The organism is Rhodanobacter denitrificans (assembly GCF_003335105.1).
GTDB classification, from domain to species: domain Bacteria; phylum Pseudomonadota; class Gammaproteobacteria; order Xanthomonadales; family Rhodanobacteraceae; genus Rhodanobacter; species Rhodanobacter denitrificans_A.
The window spans coordinates 144,865-161,098 of sequence record NZ_QFWQ01000009.1; the positions used below are offsets into that span (position 1 = coordinate 144,865).

15 protein-coding genes are annotated in these 16,234 nt (G+C 71.2%); 12 read left to right on the plus strand and 3 right to left on the minus strand.

The features are described from left to right. Nucleotides 1–52 precede the first annotated feature (52 nt). Genes DEO45_RS14680 through DEO45_RS14690 form a run of 3 tightly spaced genes read right to left on the minus strand, consistent with a single transcriptional unit; the run spans nucleotide 53 to nucleotide 3,862 of the window. Nucleotides 53–2,584 (minus strand): cation-translocating P-type ATPase, encoded by a 2,532-nt coding sequence (locus DEO45_RS14680; RefSeq protein WP_114345101.1) that lies wholly within the window; start codon nucleotides 2,582–2,584, stop codon nucleotides 53–55. Nucleotides 2,585–2,636: 52 nt separating this feature from the next. Next, nucleotides 2,637–3,074: a universal stress protein gene (locus tag DEO45_RS14685; RefSeq protein WP_114345104.1), complete on the minus strand. Its 438-nt coding sequence runs from the start codon at nucleotides 3,072–3,074 to the stop codon at nucleotides 2,637–2,639. 26 nt (nucleotides 3,075–3,100) lie between these two features. Next, nucleotides 3,101–3,862 (minus strand): glucose 1-dehydrogenase, encoded by a 762-nt coding sequence (locus DEO45_RS14690; protein WP_114345106.1) that lies wholly within the window; start codon nucleotides 3,860–3,862, stop codon nucleotides 3,101–3,103. A gap of 202 nt (nucleotides 3,863–4,064) precedes the next feature. On the opposite strand from DEO45_RS14690, the gene DEO45_RS14695 reads away from it, so the two are divergent. The 12 genes from DEO45_RS14695 (at nucleotide 4,065) to fabB (ending at nucleotide 16,220) form a co-directional block, all read left to right on the plus strand. Continuing rightward, the gene (locus DEO45_RS14695; RefSeq protein ID WP_114345108.1) at nucleotides 4,065–5,312 is read left to right on the plus strand and encodes an NnrS family protein; all 1,248 of its coding nucleotides are present in this window, start codon (nucleotides 4,065–4,067) and stop codon (nucleotides 5,310–5,312) included. Nucleotides 5,313–5,440: 128 nt separating this feature from the next. Then, complete coding sequence (gene nirK, locus DEO45_RS14700) at nucleotides 5,441–6,967, plus strand: copper-containing nitrite reductase (RefSeq protein ID WP_114345110.1); 1,527 nt, start codon at nucleotides 5,441–5,443, stop codon at nucleotides 6,965–6,967. Nucleotides 6,968–6,969: 2 nt separating this feature from the next. Continuing rightward, nucleotides 6,970–7,734 carry a formylglycine-generating enzyme family protein gene (locus DEO45_RS14705; protein ID WP_114345112.1) on the plus strand — a complete coding sequence of 255 codons (765 nt, stop codon included), beginning with the start codon at nucleotides 6,970–6,972 and terminating at the stop codon, nucleotides 7,732–7,734. 10 nt (nucleotides 7,735–7,744) lie between these two features. Then, complete coding sequence (locus DEO45_RS14710; protein ID WP_114345115.1) at nucleotides 7,745–8,317, plus strand: SCO family protein; 573 nt, start codon at nucleotides 7,745–7,747, stop codon at nucleotides 8,315–8,317. A gap of 198 nt (nucleotides 8,318–8,515) precedes the next feature. Then, nucleotides 8,516–9,766 carry an alginate export family protein gene (locus DEO45_RS14715; protein ID WP_114345117.1) on the plus strand — a complete coding sequence of 417 codons (1,251 nt, stop codon included), beginning with the start codon at nucleotides 8,516–8,518 and terminating at the stop codon, nucleotides 9,764–9,766. Between the two features lie 65 nt (nucleotides 9,767–9,831). Beyond that, nucleotides 9,832–10,116, plus strand: a complete 285-nt coding sequence (locus tag DEO45_RS14720; protein WP_114345120.1) for a DUF2249 domain-containing protein — start codon at nucleotides 9,832–9,834, stop codon at nucleotides 10,114–10,116. Beyond that, entirely contained in the window at nucleotides 10,097–11,350 is a 1,254-nt protein-coding gene (locus DEO45_RS14725) for a hypothetical protein (RefSeq protein WP_114345123.1), read from the plus strand. The genes DEO45_RS14720 and DEO45_RS14725 overlap by 20 nt, the downstream gene beginning before the upstream one ends. Next, the gene (locus DEO45_RS14730) at nucleotides 11,347–11,793 is read left to right on the plus strand and encodes a putative zinc-binding protein (protein ID WP_114345125.1); all 447 of its coding nucleotides are present in this window, start codon (nucleotides 11,347–11,349) and stop codon (nucleotides 11,791–11,793) included. Before DEO45_RS14725 ends, DEO45_RS14730 begins: the two co-directional genes overlap by 4 nt. Before the next feature lie 129 nt (nucleotides 11,794–11,922). Beyond that, entirely contained in the window at nucleotides 11,923–12,948 is a 1,026-nt protein-coding gene (gene nadA, locus DEO45_RS14735) for a quinolinate synthase NadA (RefSeq protein WP_114345128.1), read from the plus strand. Continuing rightward, complete coding sequence (locus DEO45_RS14740) at nucleotides 12,945–14,429, plus strand: L-aspartate oxidase (protein ID WP_114345130.1); 1,485 nt, start codon at nucleotides 12,945–12,947, stop codon at nucleotides 14,427–14,429. Before nadA ends, DEO45_RS14740 begins: the two co-directional genes overlap by 4 nt. Before the next feature lie 65 nt (nucleotides 14,430–14,494). Next, nucleotides 14,495–15,010 carry a 3-hydroxyacyl-[acyl-carrier-protein] dehydratase FabA gene (fabA, locus tag DEO45_RS14745; RefSeq protein WP_114345133.1) on the plus strand — a complete coding sequence of 172 codons (516 nt, stop codon included), beginning with the start codon at nucleotides 14,495–14,497 and terminating at the stop codon, nucleotides 15,008–15,010. 1 nt (nucleotide 15,011) lies between these two features. Next, nucleotides 15,012–16,220: a beta-ketoacyl-ACP synthase I gene (gene fabB / locus DEO45_RS14750; protein ID WP_114345136.1), complete on the plus strand. Its 1,209-nt coding sequence runs from the start codon at nucleotides 15,012–15,014 to the stop codon at nucleotides 16,218–16,220. Nucleotides 16,221–16,234 lie beyond the last annotated feature (14 nt).

Consider the following 16,234-nt stretch of genomic DNA (forward strand, 5'->3'; position numbering starts at 1 on the left):
CTTCGTCGTGCGCCACACCTGACGGATGCCGGTGCCGCGGGCGCCGCCATTTTCAGTGCGTCGTTGGATGGCGTGTGCCGGCATGGCGTGTCCGGCGCAGGATCTCCAGCCATGCGACGGTGACGACAAGCATGCCCAGGGTGCCGGGTATCGCGATGAGGTGCGGAACGCCCAGCCCCATCACTTCGCGGAGGAACGGCACGCCGAGCACGGCGGCCAGCATCAGTGCCACGCCGACGAACATCCGCCCCAGCCACGGATTCGCCCTCGTTGCGCAAGCCAGCGCCGGACGGGACGGGTCGCGATTGGCCAGGGTCAGCAGGAACAGGCCGAGCACGAGTGCGATGAACACCGCGCTGCGGCTCTGCGCGGCGTCGAGGCCCTGGCCGAGCAGCAGGCCGTAGCCGAGCAGCAGGATGGCGGCGAAGCCCAGTCCCTGCAGCACCGCATGGCGCAGGTTGGCGGCGGCGAACGGGGAATCCGACGGCGTGCGCGGCGGCCGCCGCATGATGTCGCCGGCGGCGGGCTCGGCCTCGAACACCACCGAGCAGGCCGGGTCGATCAGCAGCTCCAGCAGCACGATGTGCACCGGCATCAGCAGCACCGGCCAGTGCAGCAGGGTGGGCACCAGCGCCAGCGCGATGATCGGCATGTGCACGGCGAACACGAAGCGGGTGGCCTTGGTGATGTTGTCGTAGATGCGCCGGCCCTGGCGGATCGCGCTGACGATGCTGGCGAAGCTGTCGTCCAGCAGCACCAGCGCAGCCGCTTCGCGCGCCACGTCGGTGCCGCGCTCGCCCATCGCGACGCCGACGTCGGCGGCCTTCAGCGCAGGCGCGTCGTTGACGCCATCGCCGGTCATCGCCACCACCTCGCCGTCTTCGCGCAGCAGTTGCACCAGGCGCAGCTTCTGCTCGGGCTTGAGCCGTGCGCACAGGTCGACGTGGCGCAGGCGCTCGCGCAGCGCGGTGTCGTCCAGCAGCACCATCTCCGCGCCGGTAATCACCTCGGCGCGTTCGCTCAGCCCCACCTGGCGGGCGATCGCGCGCGCGGTGGCGGGATGGTCGCCGGTCATCATGATGATGCGCACGCCGGCGTCGCGGCATTCGGCGATCGCCGCCGGCACCTCCGGCCGCGGCGGGTCGACGAAGCCGACCAGGCCGAGGAAGCGGAAGTCGAAATCGTGCTGGCTGCGCGGCCATGCCGCGCCCTGCCATTCGCCGCGGGCCACGCCGAGCACGCGCAGGCCGCGCTCGGCCATCGCCTCGACCTGGCGCAGGATGGCTGCCGCATCGTCGGCGCCCAGGTGGCACAGGTCGATCACCGCCTCCGGCGCGCCCTTGGTCGCCAGCAGGTGCGTGTCGCGCGCGTCGCCGCGGAACACATGGGTCATCGCCAGGATCTCCGGCGACAGCGCGTACTCGAATTCCGGCGCCCATTCGGCGTGCACGTGCTCGGTGTCGGTGAGCCAGCGCAGGCCGAACTGCTGGATCGCCTTCTCCATCGGGTCGAACGGGTCGACCGGGGTGGCCAGCATGGCGAACTCGACCAGTTCGTGGAACAGCTCGGGCAGGTCGGTCGCATCCTCGTCGTGCGAGCTGTCGTCCACCAGCCGCAATTCGGCCACCTGCATGCGGTTCTGGGTCAGCGTGCCGGTCTTGTCGACCGCCAGCACCGAGATCGCGCCCAGCGCCTCCACCGCGGGCACGCGGCGGGTCAGCACCTTGTGCCTGGAGATCCGCCACGCGCCCAGCGCGAGGAAGACGGTGAGGATCACCGGGATCTCTTCCGGCAGGATCGCCATGGTCAGCGCGATGCCGGCCAGCACGCTCTGCAGCAGGCCGTGGCCGTCCCACAGCCAGCCGAGCAGGGCGTAGGCCGCGGCCAGCACCAATCCGCCGACGGTGAGGTTGCGGATCAGCCGGCGCGAGGCCTGCTGCAGGCCGGACACCGGCTCGACGGTGTCGGCCAGTGCCTGGCCGATACGACCCACCGCGGTGGCGCCGGCAATGGCATGAACCTCGGCGACGCCCACGCCCTTGGTCACCACGGTGCTGGCGAACAGCTGGCCGGTGTCCTCGCCGGGCAGCTTGGTGGCCGGCACCGCCTCGCCGGTGAGCAACGATTCGTTGACGTCCAGGTGGCCGCCCAGCAGCCGTGCATCGGCGGCGATGCGGTCGCCCTCATGCAATACCAGCAGGTCGCCCACCACCACCTCGCGGCCGGGGACGCGGATCTCCTGGCCGCCGCGGATCACCAGCGCGCGTGGCGCGGACAGCTCGCGCAGCGATTCCAGCGCCCGCTGGGTCTTGCGCTCCTGTGCCAGCGTGATGCCGATGACGACGAAGACGAACGACAGCAGGAACGCCGCTTCGGCGCGGTCGCCGAGCGCCAGGTACAGGCCGCCGGCGACCAGCAGCATCAGGAACATCGGCTCCAGCAGCACGCCGGCGACCATCGACCACAGCGTCCACGGCGCGCTGCCGGGCAGCAGGTTCGGCCCGTGTTCGGTCAGCCGGCGTGCCGCCTCGGCCGGGTCCAGGCCGGCCAGGTTGGCAGGGTGGGGCGGCCGGGTGGCACTCATGCGCGGTTCCGCGGCGCGGCGGTGGGCCGGGCGCGGCGTATGCGAGACCGGTTCAGCGGCAAACCAGCACCGGCACGTCGCCGTTGAGGATCACCTTGTGCGTCTCGCTGCCCAGCAGCAGCCGGTCGAAGCCGCGCCAGCCGTGCGAGGCCATCACGATCAGGTCGCACTGGTGCTTCTTCGCGGCGCCGACGATGGCGGCAAAGGGGCGCGCATCCGTCTCGTGGCTGCTCTCGCAGGGAACCCCGGCCGCTTCCGCCCGCCGGTGCACCTCCGCCAGGTAGGCCTCCGCGCTGGCCATCGCCTCGCGGGTGTACGTCGCCTCGCTGGCCTGGATGAACTCGGCGAAGTAGACGGTGGCGGGGAACGGCACCAGCACGTGGAAGGCGTGCACGCGTGCGCCCAGCCGCGCAGCCAGTTCGATGCCGGTGTCGACGGCGCGCAAGGACAGTTCGGAACCGTCGGTGGGCAGCAGGATGTGCTTGAACATGAGGGGATTCTCCGCGGGAGGAAGCGTCAGTGGCAGGTGTAGCCGCCGTCGATGACCAGTTCGCTGCCGGTGACGAACTTCGATTCGTCGGAGGCAAGGTAGACCACGCCCCACGCGATGTCATCCGGCTCGCCCATGTGGCCGAGCGGATGCAGCGCGCCGACTTCGCGCCGGTGTTGTGCGGGATCGCCGCCCATCGAGGCGAGGTGCTGCTCCACCATCGGCGTCCAGATGAAGCCGGGGTGGATCGAGTTGACCCGGATGCGGTCGGCCGCGTAGAGCATCGCGTCGGTCTTGCTCATCAGCCGCACCGCACCCTTGGAGGCGTGGTACGGCGGCGAGTCCGCCGCGCCGACCAGGCCGTAGATCGACGACAGATTGATGATGCTGCCGCCACCGGCCGCGCGCAGCGGGGGGATCGCGTGCTTGGTGCAGAAGAACACGCCCTTCACGTTGACTGCCTGTACCCGGTCCCATTCGGCCTCGGTGAGCTCATGGGTGGGCTTGTTCGTCCCGGCGATGCCGGCATTGTTGACCAGGACGTCCAGACGTCCAAACGCCGCCACCGCGGCGGCGATCGCCGCCGCCACCTCGGACTCCACCGCCACGTCGGCGTGGAAATAGCGTGCGGCCGCGCCGAGGCGGGCGGCCAGCTGCCCGCCCGGTTCGTCATGCAGGTCGACGATGGCGACCTTGGCCCCCGCTTCCGCCAGCCGCGCCACGCAGGCGGCGCCGATGCCCACCGCGCCGCCGGTCACCAGTGCCACCTTGCCATCGAGCCTGCCCATGAGCGCACCTCCCGCCTGGATGCCGATAGGGTGCGCGAGTCGGCGCGGATCGGCGTTGACCGGAGTCAACTGCACGGCGGGTTCCCGCCGTCGCGCCGTCGCTGGCGCGGTGCGGCGGCCGGCGGGGTCTGATACAAGTCATGGCAGGCACGGCGGACGAACTGCCAACATGGCAAATCGTTCTCATTCAGGCGGGCACATCATGGCTGACACTCCGACGTCGACGGCGAAGCCGGCGACCTTCGCCGAACTGCCGGCCCTGCTGGCCTCCGCGCCGCACCGGCTGCTGTTCTTCGCCGGGACGGTGGCGGTGCTGCTGAGCATGGCGTGGTGGGCGGTGGAACTGACCTGGATGCGCTTCGGGCTGGCCGGCTGGCCGCAGCCGCCGATCCCGCCGGGCTGGGCGCACGCGATGCTGATCCAGTACGGGTTGTTCCCGCTGTTCATGTTCGGCTTCCTGCTGACCACCTTCCCGCGCTGGCTGGGGCGGCCGGCGCTGCCGCGCGCGCGCTACGTGCCGGTGGCCGGCGGCATCTTCGGCGGCTACGTGCTGGCGAACGTGGGCCTGCTCGACCTGATGTGGCTGCTGCGGCTGGGCGTGGCGCTGATGCTGGCGGGCTACCTGGTCGGCGTCGTCACGCTGGCCCGGGTGCTGCGCGGGGCCGACGACAAGCTGCATCACGCGAAATCCTGTCTGGCGGCGCTGAGCCTGGGCACGCTGGGGCTGGCCGTGTTCCTGGCCTTCCTGTTCGGTGCGCCGGCGGAGTGCGCGCTGCTGGCGATCAAGCTGGGCACCTACGGCCTGCTGCTGCCGATCTATTTCACGGTGACCCACCGCATGCTGCCGTTCTTCAGCGGCAACGTGGCGAAGGGCTACACCGTGGTGCGTCCGCGCTGGAGCCTGCAGGTGGTGTGGTTGCTGCTGCTGGCGCACCTGCTGCTGGAGTGGCGCGACGCGCTGGGCTGGCTGTGGCTGGCGGACGTGCCGCTGGCGCTGGTGTTCGCCTGGCATGCGCTGGCCTGGCAGCCGTGGAAGGCGATGCGCCCCGGGCTGCTGGCGGTGCTGCACCTGGCGTTCGCCTGGCTGCCGGTGGCGTTCGTGCTGTACGCGGTGCAGGACGTGGTCTATGCCCTGAGCGGTCATCACATCCTCGGCCGCGCTCCGCTGCATGCGCTGGCGATCGGCTACTTCGGTTCGATGCTGGTGGCGATGGTGACCCGGGTGACCCAGGGCCACTCCGGCCGGCCGCTGGAAATGGGCGCGATCCCGTGGCTGTGCTTCGCGCTGCTGCAACTGGTCGCGCTGGTGCGCATCCGTGCCGAGCTGGGCGGCGACGTCTACCTGTGGCTGGTGATCGCCGCGTACGGCTGGCTGCTGGCGTTCCTGCCCTGGGTGCTGCGCTCGGCGTGGATCTACCTGACCCCGCGGATCGACGGCAAGCCGGGCTGAAAAACGGACGCTTCGCGCGCTGTGGCAGGGTGACGCAGAAGCGCTCCGAGTGGCAGGCGGTTGACCCAGGTCAAACGCAAAATGTTACGTTTCCCTAGGCTGGCACCAGTACCCAGGGAGAACGTTTCATGACACGTCCATACCTCTACGTCGCCGCTGTCGCCATGCTGGCGCTGGCCGCCTGTTCAGGCAAACCATCCGCTTCGTCATCCGGCCCGGCCGCCAACGCGACCGCGCCGGTCACCAGCACCTCGGTCGCCTCCGAGCGCGGCGACTTCGGTCCGCCGCAGGGCGAGCCGATCCACGCGGTGCTGACCAGCCCGCCGCATGTGCCGCCACCCATCCACCGCAACTACCCGGCGAAGGTCATCGTCGAGCTGGAAGTGGTCGAGAAGGAGATGCCGATCTCCGAGGGCGTGAGCTACACGTTCTGGACCTTCGGCGGCACGGTGCCGGGCAGCTTCATCCGCGTGCGCCAGGGCGACACGGTGGAGTTCCACCTGAAGAACGCGCCGGACAGCAAGATGCCGCACAACATCGACCTGCACGGCGTGACCGGGCCGGGCGGCGGCGCGGCATCGAGCTTCACCGCGCCGGGGCATGAGTCGCAGTTCACCTTCAAGGCGCTGAACCAGGGCATCTACGTCTACCACTGCGCCACCGCGCCGGTGGGCATGCACATCGCCAACGGCATGTACGGCCTGATCCTGGTCGAGCCGCCGGAGGGCCTCAGCCCGGTCGACCACGAGTACTACGTGATGCAGGGCGACTTCTACACCACCGGCAAGTACCGCGAGAAGGGCCACCAGCCGTTCGACATGGAGAAGGCGATCGACGAGCACCCGACCTACGTGCTGTTCAACGGCAGGGAAGGCTCGATCACCGGCGACAACGCGCTGACCGCCAAGACCGACCAGAAGGTGCGCCTGTTCGTCGGCAACGGCGGCCCGAACCTGGTCTCCAGTTTCCACGTGATCGGCGAGATCTTCGACAAGGTGCAGCCCGAGGGCGGCACGGTGGCGCAGCACAACGTGCAGACCACGCTGATCCCCTCCGGAGGTGCCGCGATCGTCGAGTTCCACACCGACGTGCCGGGCAGCTACGTGCTGGTCGACCACTCGATCTTCCGCGCCTTCAACAAGGGTGCGCTGGGCATCCTCAAGGTGGACGGCGCGGAGAACAAGGCGATCTACTCGGGCAAGGAGGTCGACTCGGTGTACCTGGGCGATCGCGCCGGCGCCAACCTGCAGGCGGTGAGCACGGCGGCGAAGGCGCATGCGGCCGGCACGCTGACCAAGGACGAGCAGATCGCCGCGGGCAAGCAGCTGTTCGCCGGCACCTGTTCGGTCTGCCACCAGGCGAACGGCGAGGGCCTGCCCAACGTGTTCCCGCCGCTGGCGAAGTCGGACCTGCTCGCGGCCGATCCGAAGCGGGCGATGACCATCGTCACCCACGGCCTGACCGGCAAGGTCACCGTCAACGGGCACGAGTACGACTCGGTGATGCCGCCGATGAGCCAGCTGACCGACGACGAAGTGGCCAACATCCTCACCTACGTGCTGAACAGCTGGGGCAACCCCGGCGGCCAGTTCAGCAAGGACGAGGTGGCCAAGGCACGTGCCGCGGCGACCCCGGCACCGGCGGCAGGACACTGACGATGCGCACCCGACTGGCACTGGCGTGGTTTGGCCTGGTGCTGGCGCTCCCGGTGGTGGCGGCGGATTACGCCGCCCTGCCGGGAGGCAGTTTCACCAGCGTGCTGCCAGCGGACGGCAAGGCAGCAGCGGCGCAGGTGGCGCCGTTCCGCCTGCGTACCGAGCCGGTCACCAACGCCGAGTTCCTGGCCTTCGTGAAGGCCCATCCGCAATGGCGTCGCGACCGCGTCGCCAGCATCCTGGCCGACGCGCGCTACCTCAGCCACTGGACCGGTGCCGACACGCTGGGCGAGCAGGCGCTGCCGCAGCAGCCCGTCACCAGGGTCAGCTGGTTCGCCGCGCAGGCATATTGCGAGAGCGAGCAGGCACGTCTGCCGAGCTGGTACGAGTGGGAGTACGCGGCGGCCGCCGATGCCACCCGCCGCGATGCGCGTGCCGATCCGGCCTGGCGCGAGGGCATCCTTGGCTGGTACTCGCGCCCCTCCAGCGCGGCGCTGCCGGCCATCGGCGGTACGGCCAACGTCTACCGCGTGCGCGATCTCAACAACCTGGTATGGGAATGGGTGGACGACTTCAACGCGCTGATGGTCGCCAGCGACAGCCGCCAGCAAGGCGATCCCGACCTGCTGAAATTCTGCGGCGCCGGCGCGATCAGCCTGCAGGAAAAGGAGAACTACGCGGTGCTGATGCGCATCGCGATGCTGTCCGCGCTGAAGGCGTCCGACACCACCAACAACATGGGCTTCCGTTGTGCGAAGTCCGAGTGAGGAATACGCCATGAAACGCCTGTTGCCCCTGTTCGCGCTGCTGCTGCTGTTCGGCGGCGGCATGGCGCGCGCCGCCACGCCGCTGCCCGGCGATTCGATCTACCAGTTGACGGTGCAGCTCACCGACCAGAACGGCCGGCAGCAGCCGCTGGCCGCGCGGCGAGGGCGGCCGCAGCTGGTGACGATGTTCTACACCTCGTGCCAGATGGTCTGCCCGATGATCATCGACAGCCTGCGGTTGACCCGCAACGCGCTGGATCCGGCGGGGCGCGGGAAGATCGACCTGCTGGCGGTGAGCTTCGATCCCGCGCGCGACGACATCGCCACGCTGCACGCCTACGCCGGGAAGCGCAATCTCGATCCGCGCATCTGGACCCTGGCGCGCGCCGAGCCCGCGCAGGTGCGCCAGCTCTCCGGCGTGCTCGGCCTGCAGTACCGGCGCCTGCCGGACGGCGAATTCAACCACAGCAGCGAGCTGATCCTGCTCGATGCCGAGGGCCGCATCGCGGCGCGCACCACGGTGATCGGCCGGCTCGACCCGGCCTTCGTCAAGGCCGTCAACGAGACCGCCGCCGCCCCGTGAGCCGCGTCGGCAGATGGACGTCCATACGTCCTGCACTGATTCCCATCACATGAGAACGCCGCCGTCATGGCGGCGTTGTCATGTGTGTCGCGTGGCGTGATGTCACAGCTGGCGCTTTCGTGACGACGGACTGACCGCAGTCAAGCCCGTGCGGCCCCGGCCTGCGCAGACTGCGCGCAGTCCACAAGGGGTCACACGATGAACACGACACGCAAGCTGCTTCCCATCGCCTGCCTGCTGGCCGCGACAGCCGCGCCAGCGGCCCGGGCCAGCGCCGACAACCCGTCGGCCACGCCAGCCAGCGCACCGTTGCAGCTGGAATGGGACGCGCGTCTGCGCCATGAGCAGGTCGACGACGATGCCTACAGCCGCGACGCGCGTGCCGACACCCTGCGTCTGCGGCTGGGCCTGCGCGCGAACTTCGGCAGCGGCTGGAGCGGCCTGCTGGAAGGCGCGGGCGTGGCCAGCGCCGGCGAGCACTACAACAGCGGCGCGAACGGCCGCACGCAGTACCCGGCGATCACCGACCCGCATGGCGGCGAGCTCAACCAAGCCTGGCTGGGCTGGCGCAACGACACGTTCGGCGCGACCCTCGGCCGCCAGCGCCTGCTGCTGGATAACGAGCGCTGGGTCGGCAACGTGGGTTGGCGCCAGTACGAGCAGACCTACGACGCGCTGTCGCTGCAATGGCAGCCGCTGTCGACACTGAACGTGCGCTATGCCTGGCTCGACCGCGTGCACCGGGTGGCCGGCCCCGACGCGCTCAGCCCGCCTGCGCGCGAGCGCCGGCTGGATACGCACCTGTTCCATCTCGCCTGGACGCAGGGTGCGCAGCAGTGGACGGGTTATGCCTACCTGCACGAGGACCGCGACGTGGCCAGCGCGTCCACCGCCACCTGGGGCGTGCGCTGGAGCGGCAACGCCCTCAGCGACGGCAACGGTCCGGGCTGGACGCTGGAGGCGGCGCGGCAGGACGACTACGCCAACAACCCACTGCACTTCAGCCACGACTACTGGTTGCTGGAGCCCGCGTGGACGCAGGCGGGCCTCACCGCGAAACTGGGCTGGGAGCATCTGGGCGGCAACGGCCGGCACGCGCTGCAGACGCCGCTGGCCACCCTGCATGCGTTCAACGGCTGGGACGACCAGTTCACGGTGACGCCGCCCGGTGGCATCGAGGACCGCTACGCGAGCATTGCCGGCAAGCTAGGCCGCGACGGTTTCGCCGGCAAGCTCGGCTGGGTCGTGGCCTGGCATGATTACCGTGCCGACCGTGGCGGCCGCTACGGCAGCGAGTGGAACGCGTCGCTGAGCTTCCCGCTGGCGGCGGGCCTGAGCGGCCTGGTCAAGCTGGCGGACTACCACGCCGACGGCTTCGGCCACGACAGCGCCAAGGTATGGCTGCAGCTCGAATGGAAGGGGCGGCAGGCGCTGGCGGACGCGCGCTGAGCGAAAGGCGCCGCGTCTGATGCAGATCAGCGCATCCGTGCGGCGCTTGCGCTGAGATGACGCCCATGCGAGCCGATCCGCCATCGCCCGGTTGTCGCGTCGACGATGGCGCGCCGACCGAACTGGACCTGCGCCGGCTGCCGTCGCCGGAGCCGATGCTGCGCGCGCTGGCGGCGGCCGACGCGCTGGCGCCGGGGCAGGGTGTGCAGGTGCTCACCCCGCTGCTGCCGCTGCCGCTGCTCGAGGTGCTGGCCGCACGCGGGCTGCACGCATCGGCCTCCGTGCTGCCCACTGGCGGCGCGCGCGTACTGATCCGCCGACCGGACGGCGATGGCGCGGCTGGCGCTTGACCGCGCGCCGGCCGCATCGCTGCCGCGGCGCTTCCTGCTGAGCGCGCCGGCATGGGGCATGCTCGCCGGCGCATTGCTGCTGGTCGATGGCGACGCGCTGCTGCGCACGCGCTGGCAGCCGGGCACGCTGGCGCTGGCGCACGTGTTCGCGCTCGGCGTGCTGGGCAACGTGATGTTCGGCAGCGTGCTGCAGTTCCTGCCCGCGGCGGCCGGGGTGCGGGTTCGCGGCGGCGCGCGGCTCGGGCCGCCGCTGCACGCGGCGTTCAACCTGGGCGTGCTGCTGCTGGTGGCGGGCCTGCACCAGGGTTGGCGCGGCGGGCTGTTCGGCGCCGGCGTGCTGTTGCCGCTGGCGTTCGCGATGCTGGCCGCGATGACCTTGCCCGGCCTGGTGCAGGCGGCGGGGCAGCGGCTGCTGCGCATCGGCATGGGGGCGGCGATCGGCGCGGGCACGGCGGTCGCGCTGCTCGGCAGCATGCTGGCGCTGGGCCTGGCCGGCCGTTGGGCGTCGCCGGCGCCGGCCTGGGTGGACGTGCATGCCGGCTGGGGCGTGCTGGGCTGGGTGATCGTGCTGCTGGCCAGCGTGGCGCGGGTGGTGATGCCGATGTTCCAGGGCACCGCCGCGGCCGATGCGCGGCTGCAGTCGCTGTGGCTGGGCAGCGCCTGGCTGGCCCTGCTCGGTGCATCCGGCGGGCGGCTGGCCGGTGCGGATGGCCGCTGGCTGGCCAGCGCAGTGGCGTTGCACGCGCTGCTGTTCGCGATCGCCGCGCTGTGGCTGCAGTGGCACGCCTCGCGCCAGCGCCGCGGACCGCTGGTGTGGAGCTGGCGCGCCGGACTGATCGCGCTGGCGCTGGCGGCATTAGCGCTGGCGTTCGACGTGCGTGGCGGCCTGCTGGCTGCCGCGCTGGGACTGGGTGTTGCGCTGCCGCTGCTGCTGCTCGGCATGGCCATGGAGATCGTTCCCTTCGTCGACTGGATCGAGCTGCACCGGCGCTGCGGCCGCGGCGTGCAGTTGCCGGGCGTGCAGCGCCTGCTGCCCGATGGCGACAAGTTCGGCGTGCTGCTGGCGCAGCTGCCGCTGCTGCTGTTGCCGGCTGCCGCGCTGTGGCCGCGGCCGTGGCTGGCCCGCGCGGCGGGGCTCGCGTTGTTGCTGGCCTGGCTGGCCGCCTGGTCGGCGCTGCGCAGCGTGCGCCGGCGAGCCGACGATTTCCTGCTGAAAGTGGAGCGCCGCCCATGAGCGCCATGCTGCCGCTCGTCTATTCCTGCTCCGGCTGTTCCAGCGCGGCGCAGATGACCAACCATCTGGCGCTGAAGCTGGACCGCGACGGCGTCGCCGAAATGTCCTGCATCGCCGGCGTCGGCGGTGGCGTCGCCGGCCTGGTGCGCACCGCGCAGGGCGGCCGGCCGATCCTCGCGCTGGATGGCTGCGTGCTGAAATGCGCCGCGGCCTGCCTGGCTCGCGCCGGGGTGGTCGCCGACACGCACCTGGTGCTTTCCGACTACGGCGTGAAGAAGCGCCTGCGCACCGATTTCAGCGCCGCCGAGGCACAGCGGGCGTACGCCGCCGAGGTGCTGCCGGCGGCGCAGGCGCTGCGTGATGCGATGGCCGCGCGGCGCCGCCCCGGGCCTGCCGGAGCGGGCGATCGCGGACGTCTGCCGCCCGCCGCAGACGGCGGTTGATCCCGGTCAAGGCGCACCGGTGCCATCGCCCGCCATGATGCCGGCCGCGATGACCGACCTGTCCGCCTCCGCGCACCGCGCCGGCGCGGCCCGGGCCAGTTCGTTTCCCTCCACTGAAAAGCGATCCCGATGACCGCCTCCGCAACGCTGCCCATGCCGGTCTGGCGCGACGAGCTCGAACACGAGTACGCCGCGCTGGCCGAGCGCCTGGAACCGCTGGTGCCATGCCTGGAGATCCCGCTGCACCTGCCGTGGATCGACGCGATCAACAAGCTGAAGAAGCAGCGCGGCGCGGTGATCATGGCGCACAGCTACCAGTCGCCGGAGATCTTCCACGGCGTGGCCGACATCACCGGCGACTCGCTGGGCCTGGCGCAGGCCGCCGCCGAGTGCGACGCGGACCTGATCGTGGTGTGCGGCGTGCACTTCATGGCCGAGAGCGCGAAGATCCTCGCACCTGAGAAGACCGTGCTGATCCCCGACCTGGAGGCGGGCTGTTCGCTGGCCTCGTCGATCACCGCCGCCGACGTGCGCGCACTGCGCGCACTGCACCCCGGCGCACCGGTGGTGAGCTATGCCAACACGTCGGCTGCGGTGAAGGCGGAGTCCGACGCGATCTGCACCTCGGCCAACGCGGTGCAGGTGGTCGAGTCGATGGGCGCGGCCAAGGTGATCTTCCTGCCCGATGAGTTCCTGGGCCGCCACGTCTCCAGCCAGACGAAGGTCGAGCTGGTGCTGTGGAACGGGCGCTGCGAGGTGCACGAGAAGTTCACCGCGCAGCAGGCGCGCCATGCGCGCGAGCAGTTCGGCGCGATGCTGGTGGCGCACCCCGAATGCCCGCCGGAAGTGCTCGCCGAGGTGGATTTCGTCGGTTCCACCACGGCGATGGGCAAGTGGCTGGAGCGCGAGAAGCCGGCGCGCGTCGCACTGATCACCGAATGCTCGATGGCCGACAATCTGCGTTCGCAGTTTCCCGCCACCGAATTCATCAAGCCGTGCAACCTGTGCCCGCACATGCAGCGGATCACGCTGCAGAATATCTACGCGTCGCTGCGCGACCTGCGCCATGCGATCGAGATCGCGCCCGAGGTGGTCGTGCGCGCGCGCGCCGCGCTGGAACGCATGCTGGCGGTGGGCAGGCGCGAGACGGTGTGAGGCACCCACGCCTGCCCATCGTGGTGATCGGCGGCGGCGTGGCCGGCATGGCCACCGCGCTTGCCGCGGCGCCTGCGCCGGTGCGCCTGCTGTGCCGGGCGCACGACGGCAGCGGCAGCGCCAGCGCGCTGGCGCAGGGCGGCGTCGCGGCTGCCGTTGACGCCTGCGACAGCGCCGCCGCGCATGCCGAGGACACCCTGCAGGCCGGCGCCCACCACAACGATGCGGCGGCGGTGCAATGGCTGACCGGCGCTGCGCCGGAGGCCATCGCCTGGCTGCAGGTGCAGGGCGTGGCGTTCGACCGCGCCGCCGACGGCCGCCTGCAGCTTGGCCGCGAGGGCGGCCACGGCACGGCGCGCATCGTGCACGCGGGCGGCGACGCCACCGGGGCCGCGCTGGTGCGCGCCCTGCGCGCGCGGATCCAGGAGGCGGGGCACGTGCAGTGGCGCGGCGGCGTCGATGTCGACGCGCTGCTGCTGCGCGACGGCCGCATCGCCGGCGTGCGCACCTGCGACGCGCGCGGCCGCCACGAGTGCATCGAGGCCGCGGCGGTGGTGCTGGCCACCGGCGGCATCGGCGCGCTGTTCGCGCACACCAGCAACCCGCCCGGTGCGAACGGCGCGGGGTTGGCCCTGGCGCTGGCCGCCGGCGTGCTGCCGCGCGACCTGGAATTCGTGCAGTTCCATCCCACCGCGCTGGACGTCGGCGGCCACTGCCTGCCGCTGGTCACCGAGGCGCTGCGTGGCGCCGGCGCGCGCCTCGTCGACGCCGCCGGCGATCCGCTGATGCGCGGCCTGCACCCGCTGGGCGACCTGGCGCCGCGCGACGTGGTGGCGCGTCGCGTGTGGCAGGCGCAGCGCGCAGGCGACCGGGTGTGGCTGGATGCGACGGCGGTCGATGGCGACTGGCGCGTGCGTTTTCCCACCGTGCTTGGGGCCTGCCTGGCGCACGGCATCGACCCGCGCCGGTTACCGTTGCCGGTGACCCCGGCTGCGCACTTCCACATGGGCGGCGTGGCCACCGACCTGGATGGCCGCAGCACGCTCCCCGGCCTGTACGCGGTGGGCGAGGTGGCCTGCAACGGCGTGCACGGCGCCAACCGGCTGGCCAGCAATTCGCTGCTGGAGGCGGTGGCCTGCGGTCGCCGGCTCGGTGCCGTGCTGGCCCGGGCCGCGTTGCCGCCGGGGGCCGGCGGCAACCATCGCTGGGTCGAGCGCGGGGAGGCGCTGGCCGCGGACGCGCAGGCCGCGCTCGGCGAGCTGCTGTGGCGGGTGGCCGGGCCGGTGCGCGAAGGCGCTGTGCTGCGCGATGCCTGGCGCGCCTGTGCCGCGGCGGAGGAGGCGGGCTGGCAGATGCGCCTGGCCAAGGCCCTGCTGCGCGCAGCCCGGTTGCGCCGGCACAGCCTCGGCGCGCATGCCCGGTTCGATCGCGGCTGCGACGTTATGTCCCACGCGGAAACGGCGCGTCGGTACCGAGGCTGACCCGGATCAAGACGCCTGCGACGGCCACCCAGCACACTGGGGGTTCCTCACTCCGCGAGCTTTCCATGACACATCCTTCCTCGTTCGACTACGAGCAACTGCTGGCCTGTGGCCGCGGCGAACTGTTCGGCGACGGCAACGCGCGGTTGCCCGCGCCGCCGATGCTGATGTTCGACCGCATCACCAGGATCGCCAGCGAAGGTGGTGCCTACGGCAAGGGATTGATCCACGCCGAGCTGGATATCCATCCGCGGCTGTGGTTTTTCGATTGCCACTTCATCGGCGACCCGGTGATGCCCGGCTGCCTCGGGCTGGACGCGATGTGGCAGCTCAGCGGCTTCTTCCTGCCGTGGCTGGGCGAACCGGGCCGCGGCCGTGCGCTGGGCGTGGGCCAGGTGAAATTCACCGGGCAGGTCAAGCCGAGCGCGAAGCTGGTGCGCTACGAGATCGACATCCGCCGCGTGATGCGCGGCAAGCTGGCGCTGGTGATCGCCGACGGCAAGACCTTCGTCGACGACCGCCTGATCTACGTGGCCAGCGACATGCGCGTGGGCCTGTTCCAGTCCACCGAGGGTTTTTGAGATGCGTCGCGTGGTGGTGACCGGAATGGGCATGGTGTCGTGCCTGGGCAACCTGCCGCTGACCGTATCGCAGGCGCTGCGCGAATGCCGCAGCGGAATCCGCGCGATCCCCGACTACGTGACGCGCGGCCTGCGCAGCCACGTGGCCGGCGTGCCGCAGATCGACCTGGAAGCGGCGATCGACCGCAAGCTGAAACGCTTCATGGGCGACGCGGCGGCCTACGCCTACGTGGCGATGCGCGCGGCGATCGCCGACGCCGGGCTGGCCATCGAGCAGGTGCGGCACCCGCGCATCGGCGTGATCGCCGGTTCCGGCGGCGGCTCGGCGCAGTGGCAGATCGAGACCGGCGACCTGTTGCGCGAGAAGGGCGTGCGCAAGATCGGCCCGTACATGGTGCCGCGCACGATGTGCTCCACGGTGTCGGCCACGCTGGCCACCGCATTCGGCATCCTCGGCCTGAGCTACTCGATCGCCGCCGCCTGCGCCACCTCGGGACACTGCATCGGCGCGGCCGCCGACCTGATCCGCCACGGCGCTCAGGACGTGATGTTCGCCGGCGGCGGCGAGGAAGTGCACTGGGGCATGACCGCGCAGTTCGATGCGATGGGCGCGCTCTCCAGCAGCTACAACGATACGCCGCACGCGGCGTCGCGCCCGTACGACAGCGGCCGCGACGGCTTCGTCATCGCCGGCGGCGGCGGCATGCTGGTGCTGGAGGAGTACGAGCACGCGAGGGCGCGCGGCGCGAACATCCACGCCGAGCTGGTCGGCTACGGCGTCACCTCTGACGGCGCCGAGATGGTGGCGCCCAGCGGCGAGGGCGCGGTGCGTTGCATGCGCATGGCGCTGGCCGGCGTGAACGGCCCGGTCGACTACCTCAACACCCACGGCACGTCCACGCCGCTGGGTGACATCGTGGAGCTGCAGGCGGTGCGCGAGGCGTTCGGCGCCGACATGCCGCTGCTGTCCTCGACCAAGGCGCTGAGCGGGCACTCGCTCGGTGCGGCCAGCGTGCACGAGGCGATCTACAGCCTGCTGATGCTGAAGGAAGGTTTCGTCGCCGGGTCCGCCAACATCGAGCGGCTCGACGAACGCGCCGAGGGTTTTCCGATCGTGCGCGAGACCCGCCCCGCGCCGCTGCGCACGGTGATGTCCAACAGCTTCGGCTTCGGCGGCACCAACGCCAGCCTGGTGTTCTCCAGCGTGTAGCCGGGCCGGCCTGC